The following is an 18,128-nucleotide window of genomic DNA, read 5'->3' as shown; positions in this document are numbered from 1 at the left end:
TGACACTATGTCGTTTCCAGCGGTTTATTTCGCTACGCCAACCATATATAGATCAAACCCACCTTTTCCACCTGGTCGATTTGATGAAAAAATCATGAGCTGATTTGTATACGAATCCGTACCCGTTAAAATTGGCCGATACTCATCCGAAGCGGTATTGATTGATGGACCAAAATTGACAGGCTCCGACCAGCCATCGCCGTTCCACTTGCTGTAATACAAATCGTAACCACCAAATCCGCCCGCTCTATTCGATGTAAAAACCAGCATATCGTTCAGAATAAACGGGCATTTATCATCAGCTCCCGACGATAATCCCGCAACTCGTTCGATCGGTACGTCTGTCAATACGGAAAGGCCTGTATGTAGTTCTGTTGGCTTTAGGACCGGCAAACTGGCTTTGTATACATCAAATGACCCCGCCCGGTTTGATGTAAAGTAGATCGTTCTAAAATCCTTGTCGAACGTTGGATACGCATCATCGGCTGAAGAATTCAAAAACGGCACACGAATGGGTTCTACAAACGGTTTATTCGTTGATGAACTGCCCGATGTACCCGTCGGGTTTTGCTGGAAATTATGAGTCAGATAAATATCCAGATTACCTGTACGATCAGAGGCAAACAGCATAAAGTATTCGGCATAGTGTCGATTATAGCCATCCTTAATGAGATCGCGATCGTAAGACAGCATATAAGGTCCTAACTCGTTGGCACTTGAGTTGGCTGCGTTAACCGCCAAACCGATTGGCGCCTGCTCCTGCAAAATATCCAGTCCGCCGTATGGTTTATTATCGACCGAAAACTTACCCGAACTTCGGTCAAAACTATAATTAATCGACTCCCGAACGAAGTTAAAATCACTACGCCCTCCCCTCTTTGAGGAAAACACTAATGGCATTACATCACCGAAAGCCGGAACCGTTGAGTTGTAGTCATCCTCAACAGAATTTACGTCGCCTAGATTAGTTACTATCTCAGGAAACGTACCCCGATCAAAGCGATAACCCGACAAACTGTTGTTACGCTCACACGCTACTAAACAAATAGCGACACCGATAGACAATAGAACAGTCAGCTTCATATCACGTAACGTTTGGTAATACGAATAAAATAACTTTTTTTTTAAATAAACGTATATCTCCTGTTCGGTACATGATCCCCTGCAGTATTTTCAACTCATTTGCCTTATCCGTTGTAATTTACTCACTGGCAAACTGCTCCGCTACGTATCGTTTATAGACCTTACCGATACGCAGTTCTTTTGACCCTATCCAGACGGAGTCCGGCTCTTTGTTGTTTATATGTATCGCATTGACAATATAAGACCGGCTAATTCGAACGAACGGCGGCTTTGGTAGCCGTTCTTCGGCCTCTTTGAGCGTCAGTCGCGTCACATACGTTTTCTTGTCCGTAATAACCTTTACGTAGTTCTCCAGACTCTCCACGTACTGAATGTCGGTATACTCAATTTCCAAGCGAGTGCCATCAACCATACAACTAAAAGAGCCGGATTCTTTAGATAAAAGAGGTTCCGGAAGTAGCGTTGAAACAGGCTCCTTCGGCGAGCTATAGAGCTGTCGATAGGTGATGTAGACGCCTATCCCGGCAATTGTATAGACCCAGAAATTAACCAGGAGCGGCAACGTATGCGTAACAGCAAAGTCGTTATGCAGAATCAAATTCATATTGAACGACCCCATTGCCATACATAGGGCAAAGCAAGCAAAATAGTATGCCCGTTTCCCTCGCATGAATAGTCTTTCAACTAAGATTCGATTATGAAAAACCAGCCAGCCGTAGAGCGAAATCAAGTAGAGATAAGGGGAGAATTTAGAAAAGCCTGGCCGTTGATCTATAGTATACAAATCGGACAGGTAATGAGCACCGATCAAGGCCAGAAGCCCCAACAGATTACGGATCAGGAAGTTATCCAGAAGCCAGCTACGTTTCATCATCACAAGGTACAACGCAGACGCAATATGGAGATCAATTACGTGACGAAAAGCGTTCGTCACAGACAAAAGTTGCTGGTCACACAAGTCTTGCTACGCTCTTTATAGTCCTGCAATTTTGGGTACGTCCTGGACAAACCAAATCGCCAGACTTACCCATGCAAACGCTCCATACAGCTAACATCGTTATCCACGTTCTTTTCGGTACGTTCAGCCTGATAGTAGGGCTCGTGACTTTATTTTATCAGAATCGCCTTCGCCAGCATGTCCGCTATGGACGCATCTTCCTCTATTTACTGACGGTCGTTGTCGCGACCGCATTCGTCGGGATTCTCTTTTTTCGGTCAGACCCTTTTTTGCTGGTCCTAACGCTCCTGTCGGGTTATGTAGGTTATTCTGGCTATCGCGCCGTCCGACTCAAGGAACAAAAAACAACTACTGTCGATATGCTCGTAACGTTTGGTTTGTTACTGGGCGGTAGTTTGTATGTAAAGTCCTTGCAACTGAGCGAAGGGCATTGGTCTCCTACTGTGGTCTACTCAACTTTTTCAGCCCTAATTGCCGTAGCGGCTTATGATGTAATCAAGCATTTCTGGCTTTACAAGCGACTCAAAACCTGGTGGCTTTATGAACATATTTACAAAATGATGTCAGCCTACAGTGCTTTGGCTTCTGCGTTTTCGGGCTCGGTATTATCTGACTACAAACCGTATAGCCAGATTCTACCGTCGGCCCTTGGTACGCTCGCCCTTATTTATTTTATCGGGAAGAAAGCCAGGACCAGAAAGCGAACGGCCAGATCGATACCACAGTTGACGTAGTACTTGACGGCCACGTCCAGTTTTCCTAAAACTTTAGGCTACAAAAAACATCGGACAGCCGATTGGCCGTCCGATGTCGAAACAAAACAAACAAAACAGAAAACACACGTTCTTTTATTCCATCACCATTTCCGTATGGGCTGGTGCTTCAATTTTCTTACCAATAAACAGCAACAACAGCGGCACGCAGGCCAGGAAGAAACCACCAATAATCAGGAAGCTGTCGGCATAGGTCATTACCAGAGCCTGCTTCATGACGGCACCCTGCATGACACCGTAGGCTTTACCGGTGGCCGTTATCAACGCATCGCCTTTCGACAGAAACAGATTGGTGTACTGGCGAATACGTTCGGCTGACAGCGGATTGTAGATCGATACGTTGTCCGATAAACGAGACGCGTGCAACACAGTACGTGTTGAGATATAGGTGGTCATGATGGCCGTACCAAACGTACCGCCTAACTGACGAATCATGCCTGAAAGCGCCGATCCCTGCGGGATCTCGATGTTTTCCAGATCGGCCAGCGTAATGGTTGTTAACGGAATGAAAATCATGCCCATACCAATACCCCGGATGATGAGCGGCCAGAAGAAATAATCCGGCCCAGCATCCAGGCTAATCGCCGACAGATCAAAACAGAAACCAAAAAACAACAGAAAGCCAATAGCTGCGTACCAAACGGGGGATATATAGTTTTTACTAAGCAATCCACCCACCACGGGCATCATCAACCCGGTCATAATCGATCCCGGCATCAGCAAAAGGCCGGTTTGGCTAGCCGTAAAGCCAAGAATAGTCTGGCAGAAAACCGGAATGATAAATACCGACGCAAACAGACCAAATCCAAGAATAAAATTGAACAGCGTACCGACCGCAAATCGCCGTTGTTTCAACAAGCTCAAATCGAGGATCGGCAATTTTACCGCTAATTGACGCCAGATAAAGCCAATCAGACCGACAGCCGCTACAATCGACATAAGCACGATAAACTCAGACGTGAACCAATCTTCTTCCTGACCTTTTTCCAGCACGATCTGCAACCCGCCAATACCCATGGTCAGGAGTATGAGCGCCAGCCAGTCCATCTTACCGGCCTGCACTTTCTCGGCGGGCTCTTTGATGAACATGTAGGTCAGCACCGTAGCCGCAATACCGAATGGAATGTTGATGTAAAACACCCAGTTCCACGACAGGTTATCGGTGATGTAGCCACCCAGGGTTGGACCAATAGACGGGCCAATAATAACCCCCATCCCGAATATGGCGTTGGCGATACCGATCTGCTCTTTGGGAAATGTCTGAATCAGAATCGATTGAGCGGTTGTTAGCAACCCTCCTCCACCAATTCCCTGCACAACCCGGAAAAATACCAGTTCCCAAACGTTGGTCGACGTACCGCAGAAAATAGATGCAATCGTAAAAAGGACGATTGAAGCCGCAAAGTAGTTTCGCCGACCCAGCTTGGCCGTCAACCAGCCCGACATCGTGATCATAACCGCACTGGCAGCGGCATAGCCCGTTACCACCCAGCTAATATCGCCCAGCGACGCGCCCAGATTACCCATCATCTGGTTAAGCGTTACGTTTACGATCGACGAGTCGATGGTTTGCAACAAAGCAGCCGTCGTAACCGTGAGGACTATAATCCATTTATCAAATCCTAATTTCATTTTTCCCAGATTTTCAGTTTATGGTTTATAGTTTTCGGTTTATAGTAGCTGATTTACAATAACTATGTATGCGTCAGCCACTACAAACAAAAAACTATAAACCATAGACTATAAACTATTTACCCTGCAGATCCACGGCTACGTTCACGCTCATACCAGGGCGTAATTTGGCATAGAGCGGGCTACTTTTGTCGATGTCGATACGTACCGGAATACGCTGTACGACTTTCACGTAGTTACCGGTAGCATTGTCCGGTGGCAGCAGCGAAAACTTAGCACCGGTTGCCCCCGCAAATGAGCCAACATGACCCGTTAGTTTCTCACCACCAAACGCATCTACGTCGATATCAACCGTTTGTCCAGGCAACATCTGATGCAATTGTGTTTCTTTGAAGTTTGCCGTTACCCACAAATCGGAGTGGCCTACTACTGAACAAACGGCCTGACCCGCCTGTACTAACTGTCCAATCTGCACCGCCCGCTTCGATACAACGCCCGAAGCCGGAGCCCGTACTATCGTGTATGACAGTTGTAGTTTAGCCATATCCAGATCGGCCTGGCGTTGCTTGATGGCAGCCTGCGCTACCGTAATCTGACCTTCCGTTGCCCGACGCTGCGAACTGGTTACGCTGGTTTGCGAGCCAGCCGCGTTCACCTGCGACTGAGCCGTTTGCAATTGAGCCTGAGCAGCCTGCAACTGCGCCTGAGCCGCATCGCGCTCCGCCTGTACTACGTCGAACTGCTGTTGTGGAACCGTTTTTTCGGCCAGCAAACGGCTGTAACGTTCAAAATCCTGATTGGCTTTACGAGCGCGTGCCTGAGCAGCCGCTACGTTCGCCTGCGCTGTGGCTACCTGATTCCGGGCGGTTTGTACGCTTGCCTGCGAACTCTGTACGGTTGCCGACGCTACGTTCACCTGCGAACGCGACACGCCAGCCGCAGCCATGGCACTCTGTAATGCCGCTTCCGCCTGATCGACCCGAATCCGATAGTCGGCATCATCGAGTACAATTAACGTATCGCCTTTTTTTACCAGCTGATTGTCTTTAAAACGAATCTCTTTTACGTAACCGCCCGCTTTAGGAATAACCGGGTTTACATCACCATCAATCTGCGCGTCGTCGGTTGTTTCATGACGTTGCAGGTAGCGAAATTCGCTGTACCCGAAAAAGAGAGCGATGGCCAGTACAACGACGCCCCCTACGCGGAATAAAGTTTTCTTATCCATGAGTTTTGTTCGAAACAAGATTAATTGAGATTAGTACCCGTAGCTTTCAGTAGGCGTTGGTAAGCCAGTTGCGCATCTACGGTTGCATTGATGACGTTGAGTTGAGCCTGAAGCAGAAAGCTGTTGGCTTCCAGCAGGTCGGTAGACCCCACCAGTCCATTGCGGAATCGGGATTCGGTTAGGCGGTAGTTTTCCTGTGCCTGTCCAACAGCAGTCCGAATGACATTTTGCTGTTCCAGAGCCAATTGGTAATTGTTATAGGACGAAACCACTTCGCTCCGAATCTGATCATTTTGCTGTTGTCCTTGCAGATTAGCCTGATCGATAGCCGTTTGAGCGCTGTGGAGCTTCCCTTTCAGATTATACAACGATCCGATGTTGTAAGTCAAACCGGCTCCGACGTTCCAGGCACTAACAAACGAAGCGGCTTCTGGAACAAGTTTGGCCGTTGGGTTAATGTAGTTATAGCCAGCCGATACGCCCAGATGCGGATACAGATTACTTTTCGTGTTCCGTAGCATTTCCTGAGCCGATTGCACACGTAACGCATTGGCCTGCACTTCGGGACGGGTCTGTACAGCCCGCGCCAGGAATGAACCCAATGGTTCTGCCGTAGCGGCCGGGTTGGTCAGCAACGTATCGATAGCTACCTGCTGATCATCGGGCAGGCCGACCAGAAGATTGAAATTGTACAGAGCCGTTTGGCGGGCCTTCTCCACTTGCAGGCGACTCAATTGCAGGTTATTTTTCTGTAACTGGATTTTCAGTACTTCGTTAGCCGTTACAATGCCCTCTTTCTGCAGGTTATTAGCTTCTCTTTCTTTCTCATCAAACTGCCTGATATTTTGCTCGATAACGCCTATCGAACGGGCCAGCTTGACAATATTATAATACGCATCCGTTACCGTATAGACCAGCTCCGACCGATTGCGCTGCGCATCCAGCTGGCTGGCTTTAGCTAACAGTTCGGCTGACTTCTCTGCCGATTTTTCGGCAAAACCGCCGAACACTTCTTTGCTTATGGTAACGCCACCAATCGTAGCATTAAAAGCGCCAGCCGGAATGGTCAAAGCTGTTTTTCCATCGCCACCAGCGCCCAGCGAAAAAGGGCCGGTAAGGCTGTAACGCGAGTAGGCCAGCGATGCGTTAGCCTGGGGCAAACTCCGATCTTTGGTTTCCTGCAATCGGGCTTCGGCCGCCTGTATTCTTGAATCGGCCAGTTTAATGCCTTTGTTGTTCTGCAAAGCCAGTTGAATGGCTTTATCCAGTGGCATTACCATTGGAGCGGGCTGCGCTGCTGCCAGTCCTAAGCCTGCCAGCCAAAGGCCAACTCCTATCACATACTTTTTCATGTCAACGATTTCTAATTTTTTCAAGGAGTGTATTCAGTGTATGTACTTCCTCATCGGTGAGGTGTCTGATGATCAGCTCAAAATCACTAAACTCGACCGCTACTTTTTCTATAAACTGATGCGATTCTGGTGTCAGCCGTAAATTCACCTTACGGCGATTAGTGGGATCGATCTCGCGCACAACCAGACTTTTAGCGACCAAACGATCAGTCAAACGGGTCATATCGGAGTTAATGTCAGTCATTTTCTCCTTTAGCTCGCCGGCCGTTAGACTATTTGGATAAACTTCCGATAACCGTCGTAAAGCAATGTATTGCTGCACCGACAGATCAAACGGAGACAGCTTCTGCTGAAAATAGTTGAAGATGTATCCGTCGGTCTGGTGGATATTGGCAATCAGCCGGTGATATTCATTTTTATAGTTCTTTTCCATCTTCCGTATTGGTGCGACAAATGTATAACCAACATTTGTTTAAACAAGTTTTGTCTAAACGACAGTACTAATGCGCTTTTTAAAAATTTGTATTATTCAACTAATTAATTTACAAGCCACACATAAACAGAAAGTCGCAAACTACTGACAATCAATCAATTATTTATGAAATGACTTATACAGCAACCCATTTCAAGTAAAACATTTCTTTTGTATTGCGTAAATTTTAATCACATTTTAAGAAGAGCTCGCATCTATAATTAGTCCAACAAAGGCCGATGCCGCCAGGGATTTCCCTGGCGGCATCGGCCTTTGTTATGAAACTCATTTTGTTGATTTTTCAGGCATTGGCAATCTTCACTGACGTCATAGTCAACGAGCCAGCCACCGCTTTATCGTTGAAAAACGAGACAGTGTCACGCTTTCCATGAAGAGCCAGTGTATACAATAAAGGCAGGTAATGCTCGGGCGTTGGAATAGCCAGACGGGCTTCTGGCCCTAGCTGATCATAGCGAATCAACGCATCGTGCGTACCGCTTGAAATTAGTTTTTTGAACGTATCATTCATATGGATTGCCCAATCGTGGCCATAGGCCTCATTAAAGCTACCCGATCTGGGCAACGCCAGCATTCGAAGGTTATGCACCATATTACCGCTTCCCAAAATCAACACACCTTTCCGGCGTAACGCCGAAAGCTCTTTAGCCAGATTGTAGTGATATTGAGCATCTTTCGTATAGTCGATGCTCAACTGCAACACAGGAATAGTAGCCTGGGGATACATCTGCCGGACAACGCTCCACGTACCATGATCCAGGCCCCAGTCATGATCCAGCCCTACTACGGTTGAGTGGATCAATCCGGCGGTTTCCTTCGCTAAAGCAGGATCTCCGGGCGCGGGATATTGCACATCAAACAACGCCTGCGGAAATCCACCAAAATCGTGAATCGTTTTAGGAAAATCCATGGCGGTAATATGCGTGCCCCGGCTTAGCCAATGGGCCGAAACGACCAATACTGCTTTAGGAACCGGTATTTCCTGCGCTAACTTTTTCCAGTACTGACTAAATTCATTATGTTCTATGCCATTCATGGGCGAGCCATGTCCGACAAACAGAACAGGCATTTCTGGTCCCTGTTCAGGCAACTCATCTGTAAACTGTTTAAAACTTGTCAACATGGCTGTACCAACTATGGTGGTTAAAAAATCTTTTCGCTTCATCTGATCTTTATGATCACATCCTGACGATTGACAATCGGGTACATACAACCTACGCGCCAATTACATGTATATACACGTATTTTTTAGTATTTTAGTTCAGTGATGATAAAAGCACTAAACCAGTACCCTACACCTGATTCTTGAATGGATGACGGTGGGTTATCCACAGCAGTCTTTATAACAAAACCTCACTGGGTATGCATTCATTTTAACAAGCTCAGGCAGATCTACTCGTATATTTTTAAGGTAATTGTACTTACGAGACGAGAAAAAGTGATTATTTTGACGCTCCATTACGTACTTTTTACGCATTAAAAGCTATTCGCTTAAATCAGCATCACGCTAACCTATGATTAAGTACATACTCCTCGGCGCTGGCCTGCTTCTTGTTGGACCAGTAAGCTTTGTTTCAGGCCAAAACTGGACTGAAACCAAAGTAGGAACTTGGGTAAAAGTCGCCAACAAAGGTGGACAGACGCTAGGCTACTCCCCTACTTCCAGCGTAAAACTATTGACAGTTAATGGACTAGCGTTCAAAGACCTCAATAAGAACGGCAAACTCGATCCTTACGAAGACTGGCGGCTCCCCGCAGCGGCACGGGCCAAAGACTTAGCCGCAAAGATGTCGGTCGAGCAAATTGCCGGTCTGATGCTTTATAGCAGACACCAGCCTATTCCGGCAGCCCCCGCTGGTCCGTTTGCGGGTACATACGGCGGCAAAGTGTTTACGCAAAGTGGCGCCAACGTAGCAGACCTCTCCGATCAACAGCGGGAGTTTTTGACCAAAGACAATCTAAGGCACGTGCTTATTACGTCGGTGCAAAGCCCGGAAGCCGCTGCCCAATGGAACAACAATGCACAGGGACTGGTAGAAGGACTGGGATTAGGTATTCCAATCAACAGCAGTTCTGATCCCCGGCATGGTACGCGTGCCGACGCCGAATACAATGCCGGAGCAGGTGGCTCTATTTCCATGTGGCCCAGTTCACTGGGCTTAGCCGCTACGTTCAATCCTGATCTGGTACAACGTTTCGGGCAAATTGCCGCAACCGAATATCGCGCTTTGGGTATTGCCACTGCCCTGTCGCCCCAGGTCGATTTGGCCACCGATCCGCGATGGAATCGGGCCAATGGTACGTTTGGAGAAGATCCGCAACTGGCTACCGACATGGCCCGTGCTTATATCGATGGCTTCCAGACATCAACCGGAGCGGATGAAATTACGGGGGGCTGGGGTTACCATAGCGTCAATGCGATGGTAAAACACTGGCCTGGTGGCGGCTCGGGCGAAGGCGGACGCGATGCTCACTATGGCTATGGCAAGTACGCGGTTTATCCAGGCAACAATTTCGCGACGCATTTTTTACCCTTTATCAATGGCGCTTTCAAGCTTAAGGGCAAAACAGGCATGGCCTCGGCGGTTATGCCATACTACACGATCTCGTTTGACCAGGATAAAAAGTATGGAGAAAACGTCGGCAACAACTACAGCAAGTATATTATTGGTGATTTGCTTCGGGGTAAATACAAATACGACGGCGTAGTCTGTACCGACTGGCTCATTACCGCCAACGAAACAGCCGTCGATGTGTTTCTAACCGGGAAATCGTGGGGTGTCGAAAAACTGACTGTTCCTGAGCGCCACTACAAAGTACTGATGGCCGGAGCCGATCAGTTTGGCGGCAACAACGATGCGGGTCCCGTTATTGATGCGTACAAAATGGGGGTTAAGGAGAAAGGAGAAGCCACCATGCGGGCACGATTTGAACAATCGGCGGTTCGATTGCTGAAAAATATTTTCCAGGTTGGCTTGTTCGAGAATCCTTATCTAGACCCTGAGCAATCAAGTAGCGCAGTGGGCAAAGCCGAATTCATGCAGACTGGCTATCAGACCCAGCTCCAATCGGTCGTGATGCTGAAAAACAAAGCGAAAGCGCTGCCATTAGCCAAAGGCAAAAAGGTGTACATTCCGAAGCGCTTTACGCCCGCTGGCCGGAATTTCCTGGGCATGGAAATACCCGAATCACTGGAGTATCCGGTTAATCTGAACATTGTGAAAAAGTACTTCACCGTAACCGACAATCCAGATGAGGCCGATTATGCGCTGGTCTTTATCCAGAGTCCAAATTCTGGGGGAGGCTACAACAGTGCCGATGCTAAAGCGGGTGGTACGGGATACGTTCCCGTTAGTCTTCAATACGGCGACTATACGGCGCAAGGCACTCGTAATCCAAGCATTGCTGGTGGAGACCCACTCGAAAAATTCACCAACCGTACTTATAACGGCAAAACCGCGAAGACAATCAACGCCACCGATTTAGGCATGGTAACCGACACCTACGCCAACATGAAGGGAAAACCGGTAATTGTTTCGCTCCTCGTATCCAATCCGACAGTTGTGGGCGAATTTGAAAAACAGTCAAACGCTATTCTTGCCCATTTTGGCGTTCAGGATCAGGCCTTAATGGATATTCTGACCGGCGCTCACGAGCCTTCGGCCCTGCTGCCCATGCAAATGCCCGCCGATATGAAAACCGTTGAAGCACAGGCCGAGGACGTGCCGCGCGACATGAAGCCCTACGTTGACTCAGAAGGAAATTCGTATGATTTTGGATATGGTCTGAACTGGAAAGGCATCATTCAGGATTCCCGAACCGCCAAGTACAAAAAGGCGGCCTTAAGTATGAAGTAGTTTTTGATAAGACGTATGCCATGTCTCCAAGACATGGCATACGTCTTATCAAAAACTACTCGTTGAGCGTTTACATTTGCCTATACTTAGTTCAACCGAAAGGCGAATACGGCATCTCTGCCCTTAGGCGGATTCACGATTGTTTTCGTTTCAAAGCGAAAGCCATTTTCTTCAACCAGTTTGATTAGTGCGTCATCCATGAACATAGGCATGCCACAACCCTTGTGCTTTCGATCCGGTTTAGTCGCTGTTTCTTCCCAAATCAACAGCACTCCATTGGGTTTGAGATTTGCCCGAATGCTACGTAGCATTTCAGGCTGATACGTAAATTCATGCAAACTATTTTCTACGATGATTTTATCGAAGAAGCCTTTAGGAAGCCGCGTTTCTTTCTCTTTGCCCCGTATGGGAATGAAACGCGATGTGCAGGTAGTTCGGCCCGCCCGGTCATAAATTTTCCGGATCGTTTTACTCAATTGGTCGGGTTCCAGCCAATACGGATTCACATCCTGCACGTAAACGAGAAGGCTATCGGCCATTAACGAAAAAACAACCTCCCGCACGCCCTGTCCCGCACCAATACTCGCAATGGTTTCCCCAGGGCGAAAATCATAGATCGGGCGAAAGGAGTCCAGTAGCCAATCGATACCTTCTGGCTCACTATACCACGTATTGAAGGTGCCGTTTTCATCAACATCCTGGGCGTTTACTAGGCTGTACCCCGTTAGCAAACAGCAACTAAGTAGCAGGCTTTTAATCAACACAAAACCGTTCTTAACGAATGCAGTCATAATTACTACTCAGACAGGCATCCAAAGCATGATGACAAGCTTCAATGTTTCGCCCAACCAGTCATCCTGAATATATCCCATTTTAAACATAGCGGCATCCCTTCCCATTCGGCTGTTGATTCCCTCGTTGATAATAAGCTGCTCCCTCATCGTAGCTGGCTTTGCCCCCCCGTAGGCCATAACCGCCAGTACGCGTTGTGCCTGCTGCCAATCAAACGAAAAGCCTTCTATTGTCTCAATAGCCTTTTTTATTACATCAGCAGCACGCTGCTCGCCCTCTGCTTCACCACTGGTAATAACCGCACGTCCTCGTCCTTTCAGTATATGCTTAACATCAGCATAATCAACACTAATGACCCCACCGAAAGCCTGAATCATATCGATCAGGGCATTGGCTGTGTGAACTAATCGATTTACTGTTTCCTGCGGCTCATCTTCAGTTGGCAGCACGACCATGAGTCCGTGAGCATACGCCTGCAAGCGCTCCAGGAACGTATCGTTTTGGCCCGGTTCACTAACGACAATAGCAATACAGGTTTGGCCTCCTTCCTGAACATATTGAGCAATAAGTAAGACCAGAGAGGCAGTATTGCTATCGCTGAGATCAGCAACGATAAGAACGGGTTCCTGCTCCGTTAAAACCGTCTGGAGCGATGCTACGCCCAGGCTGTTCCCCGATTCTAGTTCCTCCGGTAAGAAAAGAATTTTATAGGGGACCCTTGAAGCCCTGATTTCGTCCGAATCGGTACCACAAACGATCATGTTCACCCCTTTCACCCCGGTTTGATGCAAATACTCAACGGCTGCGATGCCCGTGCTGCCAACTCCAACGATTGTACTATCGCCCTGCTGGCCAGAGAAGGAATAATCTTGAGAGAGCATAAAGAAAGGTCGGCTTAGTTAGTAGCCGACCTCCTAAAGTAAACAACTATATTGATTCTCGCTGGATCAATTATTTAATCTCACCAACCATATCTTCGGGTTTAACCCATTCATTGAACTCCTCTTCAGTCAGGTATCCGAGTTTCAGCGCCGTTTCTTTCAGCGTCGAACCGTTCTTGTGGGCGGTCTGCGCAATTTCAGCAGCTTTATAGTAGCCAATTTTCGTATTCAGCGCCGTTACCAGCATCAATGACGAATCAACGTGTTTTTTGATATTCGCTTCGATTGGCTCGATACCTTCCGCACACTTATCGTTGAACGATACGCAAACATCGCCAATCAAACGGGCTGAATGCAGGAAGTTATAAATCATCACTGGCTTGAACACATTCAGTTCGAAATGCCCCATAGCGCCACCAAAGTTGATCGCTACGTCGTTGCCCATTACCTGAGCGGCTACCATCGTCATGGCTTCGCACTGGGTTGGGTTCACTTTACCCGGCATGATCGACGAACCCGGCTCATTGTCAGGAATATGTAACTCACCAATACCCGCCCGTGGTCCACTCGCCAGCATCCGGATATCGTTACCGATTTTCATCAGGCTGGCAGCTACCGTTTTCAGGGCTCCATGCGCTTCTACGATAGCATCGTGAGCTGCCAACGCTTCGAACTTGTTTTCAGCCGTAACGAATGGTAGGCCCGTCAGGTCGGCAATGTGTTTCGCTACGTTCTCCGAATAGTTTGGCGGGGTATTTATTCCCGTACCAACAGCCGTACCACCCAGGGCCAGCTCGCTTAGATGAGCCAGTGAGTTATTGATAGCCCGCAGACCATGATCGAGTTGCGATACGTATCCTGAAAACTCCTGCCCTAGCGTCAGTGGCGTAGCATCCATAAAGTGCGTACGACCAATTTTCACAATATTCATGAACTGCTTCGACTTGGCAGCTAACGTATCACGCAGTTTGGTGATGCCCGGAATCGTTACGTCCAACAGGATTTTGTAAGCCGCAATGTGCATGGCCGTTGGGAACGTATCGTTCGACGACTGCGACTTATTCACATCATCATTCGGGTGCAGGAATTTCTTCTCATCGGTAAGCTGACCGCCCTGCAGTACGTGACCGCGATAAGCCACCACTTCATTGACGTTCATGTTCGATTGCGTACCTGAACCAGTCTGCCACACCACCAGCGGAAACTGATCGTCCAGTTTACCTTCCAGAATTTCATCGCAAACCTGCCCAATCAGATCACTTTTTTCTTTTGGCAATACACCTGCATCGAGATTCGTCAGAGCCGCTGCTTTTTTAAGATAAGCGAAGGCTTTGATGATTTCGCGCGGCATTTTATTGATGTCCTGAGCGATTTTGAAGTTTTCAATTGAACGCTGGGTTTGAGCGCCCCAATAGACATTGGCCGGTACCTGAACCGGGCCCATGGTGTCTTTTTCGATGCGGTATTCCATGAATAGACGAAAGATATAAGAAGTTAGACAAAAGACTGTCTGGCCATTTCAGCGGCAAAGGTAGGACGGGGCTTGTGTTTTACCATGCTTTTAGCTGGTTTCCTCACTGATTGATCCTATTAGCAGGCCAAATTTCCGTAAAAACCGGCAACGCAATAACCCATAGGTGCTAGCGTCCCTCCAGCCGGAAGCTTTACTTATACAATGCATTGCGTTTTACTCGCTGATTCGTCAGCTTTGTGGCATGAACTAAACCAAAACCGCTCATGGATCAGCGAATTATCAATCTGTTCGACGAATACACGCATAAGCCCCTCAAACGCGATGTTTTCTTAAAACGTCTGGCCAAACTAACCGGCAGTATGGCCACCGCCCTCGCTACGTTACCACTGCTCGAGATCAACTACGCCAAAGCGGAAACCATCGGATCGCAGGATGAACGTATCAAAACGGAATCTGTTACGTTCCCCGGCGCCGACACGACCATGAAAGGCTATCTGGCTCGTCCGGCCGCGGCTGGCAAGTATCCGGCGGTAGTTGTTATCCATGAGAATCGTGGCTTAAATCCTCATATTGAAGACGTAACACGGCGGCTGGCACTGGCCGGTTTTCTGGCCCTCGCTCCCGACGCCCTGTCAGCCTCAGGGGGCACGCCAACCGACGAAGCGCAAATCCGTGACTTGTTCGGGAAACTAGACCCACAGAAAACGCGGGAGAATTTCGTGAAGGCGCTCGACTACCTGAAAACCCGGCCCGACAGTACCGGCAAGTTGGGAGCCGTTGGTTTCTGCTGGGGTGGTGCCATGGCTAACCAACTGGCTGTTCATGATGCTGACTTAAAAGCATCAGTTCCGTTTTACGGTCGTCAGCCCGACGCAGCCGACGTGCCAAAGATCAAGGCAGCCGTGCAACTTCACTATGGCGGTTTGGATGAGCGGGTCAATGCTGGTATTCCAGCCTATGAAGAAGCCCTGAAAAAAGCGGGAGTTCCCTACGAACTCTATGTGTATGAAGGTGCCCAGCACGCATTCCATAACGACACTGCTCCTACTCGTTACAACGAGGCAGCCGCTAAGTTGGCCTGGAGCCGAACAATTAAATTTTTAAAGGATAAACTAGCATAATAGCTATAGTTAGCCATAGAAAATATGTTTTTATGAAAGAATTATAAAAAAAATAGAAAATGATGGGTTACTTCTTTCTATTATTTGGATTAAAGACATATAACTTCAATTCATCTAATTCTCTGAAAAACATGGCTAAATATGCGTTCTTTCTGCTGTCGATGATGGCGCTGGCTACCTCTTGCTCTAGCTCTAAAACCGAATCAACCGAAACATCTACGACTGTAACGGATTCGACGGCTTCGACGGATACTGCTTCAACAATGTCGGCCGACACTACGATGGCTGCTGATACTACGAAAAAAGATTCGATCAAGTAATCGATCTGTACTTATATATTTCCAAAAACGGCTCTCAGTACGAGAGCCGTTTTTTTTATTCGCTTCACTACGTACGTAAGTGCCTGTACAAAAACATAAACAACCGCTTAACTAAGCGAGAACTGGCTCTACTACCGTTAACTCACATGATTTTGAAAACGGTACGCTACGTACTTACTTTCAGCTAGTTAGCTAGACATGTAGTTAGCTATCTAAACGCACCGTACCATGACAGCCTATCTCCCTCTCCTTTCCGGCCATATTCCTACGTCGTTTTGTTTCAAACGCCGGGAACTTCTGTTCCTCCAGTTAGCCTGTACTGAATTAACCTACGTCCAGATCGCGGATCAAATGTGCGTTAGTCCGCGCACGGTTGATGGTTATCGAGAAGCCTTATTTGACCGTTTACAGGTAAAAAGCCGGGTTGGTCTGGCCATGTGGGCGGTCCGTATGGGCATTGTTCTCCCCTAACATCAACATTTTCGGGCACATACTATCTGGGAAATAGAGCACAAAGTAGGTCGAGCGACTCTCCGAACAATCGCCTATCTTAGCGTTTTATTTCCTTACGATAGTTTATTGCTCATGCTCAACCTTGGTTTTGTCTCGGCAATTCTGGCCGATTACGATCTGAATGGCGTATTGAAATTTGCGTCAGAACATAAGTTTACTTGCGTTGAACTGATGTGTTGGCCCAGTAGCAGCGCCGACACTCGTCGGTATGCGGGTGTAACTCACATTGATGTAGACAATCTGAACGTTGACCAGATTCATAGCCTCACCCGGTTGTATGGCATATCGATTTCAGGCTTAGGTTATTACCCCAATCCGCTCGATCCCAACCCCGAGCAGGCCGAATTTTACCGGGAACATATCAAGAAAATAATTCGGGCAGCCGCTAAACTTGGCGTACCGGTTGTGAATACATTCATTGGTCGTAACCCATCGCTGAACATCAGTGAAAACCTAAAATTGTATGCCGAACACTGGCCGACAATTGTGAAGGTTGCCGAAGAAAACAATGTTAAAATCGGCATTGAAAACTGTCCGATGTGGTTTACGGATGACGAATGGCCTGGTGGCAAGAACCTGGCTACAACGCCCGCCATCTGGGACCGCATGTTCGAGATCATTCCATCGCGAATACTGGGGCTAAATTATGACCCTAGTCACCTGATTTTTCAGATGATGGACGAGGTGAAACCCATTTATGATTATCGCGACCGTTTGCATCACATTCACCTCAAAGACGTTAAGATTTATCGTGACAAGCTCAATCGGGTGGGCATCATGGCAAACCCGCTAGAGTATCACTCCCCCAAACTACCGGGTCTGGGAGATGTTCGCTGGGGTAATTTTTTCGCAGCCCTAACCGACGTTCGCTATCGGGGACCTGTTTGTATTGAAGTAGAAGACAAGGCCTACGAAGGAAGTCCAGAGGACGTGAAAACAGCCATACTGACCGCCCGAAATTATCTGAGCCAATTTTTAGTGCTATAACCCATCCTGCTTTGCTCGACGAGATCAATCAACTCGATACCAACCTCTTTTTGCGGTTGAATAGATTATACGCATCCTGGCTCGATCCTATCATGATTTTGGCAACAGAACGGAATACCTGGATTCCGTTCTATGCATTGCTGATCGGTTGGCTGGCTTACCGATATCGCAAACAGGCCATCTGGATGGTACTGACACTCATAGTGGCCGTTGCCATCAGCGACCAGACGGCGTCTGCCTTACTCAAACCCATCACGCATCGGTTACGCCCGTGCCACGTTCCGGCTTTGCAAAAACTGATTCATCCCGTCATGGAATGCGGTGGTTTATATGGATTTGCGTCCTCCCATGCCGCCAATACGTTTGCGCTGGCAACGGGGGTATGGCTACTGATCGGCAAACAATACGCATGGGCAAAGTGGATCTTTGTCTGGGCGGCTTTTGTTTCATACAGCCGAATCTACGTAGCAGCCCATTATCCGCTCGACGTATTGACCGGTGCAGGTATTGGCGTTCTGGCCGCTATGCTCTGCGTTACTATTTTTCGTTCACAACAACACCGATTCGAAAAGAGTAAGACAGCCTAATCTCAGACAACGTAGCATCAAGCATAAATCACAGTAATCCAAAGGATTACTAAACCAACGAATTACCGTTTTTAGTTTAC

Annotated in this window: 17 protein-coding genes; 7 read left to right on the top strand and 10 right to left on the bottom strand. The window is 47.8% G+C overall.

The features are described from left to right. Positions 1 to 24: 24 nt before the first annotated feature. Entirely contained in the window at positions 25 to 1,083 is a 1,059-nt protein-coding gene (locus GK108_RS09190) for a TolB family protein (protein ID WP_163946242.1), read from the bottom strand. Positions 1,084 to 1,201: 118 nt separating this feature from the next. Further along, positions 1,202 to 2,017, bottom strand: a complete 816-nt coding sequence (locus GK108_RS09185) for a LytR/AlgR family response regulator transcription factor (RefSeq protein ID WP_317166500.1) — start codon at positions 2,015 to 2,017, stop codon at positions 1,202 to 1,204. A 95-nt stretch (positions 2,018 to 2,112) separates the two neighbouring features. Here GK108_RS09185 and GK108_RS09180 point away from each other — a divergent pair, with 95 nt between their 5' ends. Continuing rightward, complete coding sequence (locus tag GK108_RS09180) at positions 2,113 to 2,775, top strand: hypothetical protein (RefSeq protein WP_163946237.1); 663 nt, start codon at positions 2,113 to 2,115, stop codon at positions 2,773 to 2,775. A gap of 114 nt (positions 2,776 to 2,889) precedes the next feature. On the opposite strand, the gene GK108_RS09175 is transcribed toward GK108_RS09180, so the two are convergent. From GK108_RS09175 to ygiD, 5 genes are all read right to left on the bottom strand, one after another. After that, entirely contained in the window at positions 2,890 to 4,446 is a 1,557-nt protein-coding gene (locus tag GK108_RS09175) for a DHA2 family efflux MFS transporter permease subunit (protein ID WP_163946234.1), read from the bottom strand. A 115-nt stretch (positions 4,447 to 4,561) separates the two neighbouring features. Beyond that, positions 4,562 to 5,674 carry an HlyD family secretion protein gene (locus GK108_RS09170; RefSeq protein WP_163946230.1) on the bottom strand — a complete coding sequence of 371 codons (1,113 nt, stop codon included), beginning with the start codon at positions 5,672 to 5,674 and terminating at the stop codon, positions 4,562 to 4,564. A gap of 20 nt (positions 5,675 to 5,694) precedes the next feature. After that, positions 5,695 to 7,026, bottom strand: coding sequence for a TolC family protein (locus tag GK108_RS09165; protein ID WP_163946227.1), 1,332 nt, complete (start codon positions 7,024 to 7,026; stop codon positions 5,695 to 5,697). A 1-nt stretch (position 7,027) separates the two neighbouring features. Further along, positions 7,028 to 7,459, bottom strand: coding sequence for a MarR family winged helix-turn-helix transcriptional regulator (locus tag GK108_RS09160; protein ID WP_163946224.1), 432 nt, complete (start codon positions 7,457 to 7,459; stop codon positions 7,028 to 7,030). Between the two features lie 340 nt (positions 7,460 to 7,799). Beyond that, positions 7,800 to 8,639: a 4,5-DOPA-extradiol-dioxygenase gene (ygiD, locus tag GK108_RS09155; protein ID WP_246224771.1), complete on the bottom strand. Its 840-nt coding sequence runs from the start codon at positions 8,637 to 8,639 to the stop codon at positions 7,800 to 7,802. A gap of 391 nt (positions 8,640 to 9,030) precedes the next feature. On the opposite strand from ygiD, the gene GK108_RS09150 reads away from it, so the two are divergent. Further along, positions 9,031 to 11,373, top strand: coding sequence for a glycoside hydrolase family 3 protein (locus GK108_RS09150; protein WP_163946217.1), 2,343 nt, complete (start codon positions 9,031 to 9,033; stop codon positions 11,371 to 11,373). 86 nt (positions 11,374 to 11,459) lie between these two features. On the opposite strand, the gene GK108_RS09145 is transcribed toward GK108_RS09150, so the two are convergent. The 3 genes from GK108_RS09145 to fumC all read right to left on the bottom strand — a co-directional run bounded on the left by GK108_RS09145 (position 11,460) and on the right by fumC (position 14,517). Continuing rightward, a complete protein-coding gene (locus GK108_RS09145; protein WP_163946215.1) occupies positions 11,460 to 12,164 on the bottom strand; it encodes a class I SAM-dependent methyltransferase in 705 nt (234 codons plus the stop codon). A 9-nt stretch (positions 12,165 to 12,173) separates the two neighbouring features. Continuing rightward, on the bottom strand, positions 12,174 to 13,046 hold the full coding sequence (locus tag GK108_RS09140) for an FtsZ/tubulin family protein (RefSeq protein ID WP_163946211.1): 873 nt from the start codon (positions 13,044 to 13,046) through the stop codon (positions 12,174 to 12,176). 70 nt (positions 13,047 to 13,116) lie between these two features. Then, positions 13,117 to 14,517 (bottom strand): class II fumarate hydratase, encoded by a 1,401-nt coding sequence (fumC, locus tag GK108_RS09135; RefSeq protein WP_163946209.1) that lies wholly within the window; start codon positions 14,515 to 14,517, stop codon positions 13,117 to 13,119. Positions 14,518 to 14,783: 266 nt separating this feature from the next. Here fumC and GK108_RS09130 point away from each other — a divergent pair, with 266 nt between their 5' ends. From GK108_RS09130 to GK108_RS09110, 5 genes are all read left to right on the top strand, one after another. Next, positions 14,784 to 15,641 (top strand): dienelactone hydrolase family protein, encoded by an 858-nt coding sequence (locus GK108_RS09130; RefSeq protein ID WP_163946206.1) that lies wholly within the window; start codon positions 14,784 to 14,786, stop codon positions 15,639 to 15,641. A gap of 131 nt (positions 15,642 to 15,772) precedes the next feature. After that, positions 15,773 to 15,961: a hypothetical protein gene (locus tag GK108_RS09125; RefSeq protein ID WP_163946203.1), complete on the top strand. Its 189-nt coding sequence runs from the start codon at positions 15,773 to 15,775 to the stop codon at positions 15,959 to 15,961. A 228-nt stretch (positions 15,962 to 16,189) separates the two neighbouring features. Then, complete coding sequence (locus GK108_RS09120; protein ID WP_246224770.1) at positions 16,190 to 16,432, top strand: response regulator transcription factor; 243 nt, start codon at positions 16,190 to 16,192, stop codon at positions 16,430 to 16,432. Between the two features lie 114 nt (positions 16,433 to 16,546). After that, positions 16,547 to 17,461, top strand: coding sequence for a sugar phosphate isomerase/epimerase family protein (locus GK108_RS09115; protein ID WP_163946200.1), 915 nt, complete (start codon positions 16,547 to 16,549; stop codon positions 17,459 to 17,461). An 11-nt stretch (positions 17,462 to 17,472) separates the two neighbouring features. Next, the gene (locus GK108_RS09110; protein ID WP_163946197.1) at positions 17,473 to 18,048 is read left to right on the top strand and encodes a phosphatase PAP2 family protein; all 576 of its coding nucleotides are present in this window, start codon (positions 17,473 to 17,475) and stop codon (positions 18,046 to 18,048) included. Positions 18,049 to 18,128: the final 80 nt, after the last annotated feature.

Origin of the sequence: Spirosoma terrae, from assembly GCF_010435915.1 — a bacterium.
In the GTDB taxonomy this organism is placed as follows: Bacteria; Bacteroidota; Bacteroidia; order Cytophagales; family Spirosomataceae; genus Spirosoma; species Spirosoma terrae.
Note: the sequence above shows the minus strand (reverse complement) of the source record. Positions and strands in the feature narration are given on the sequence as shown.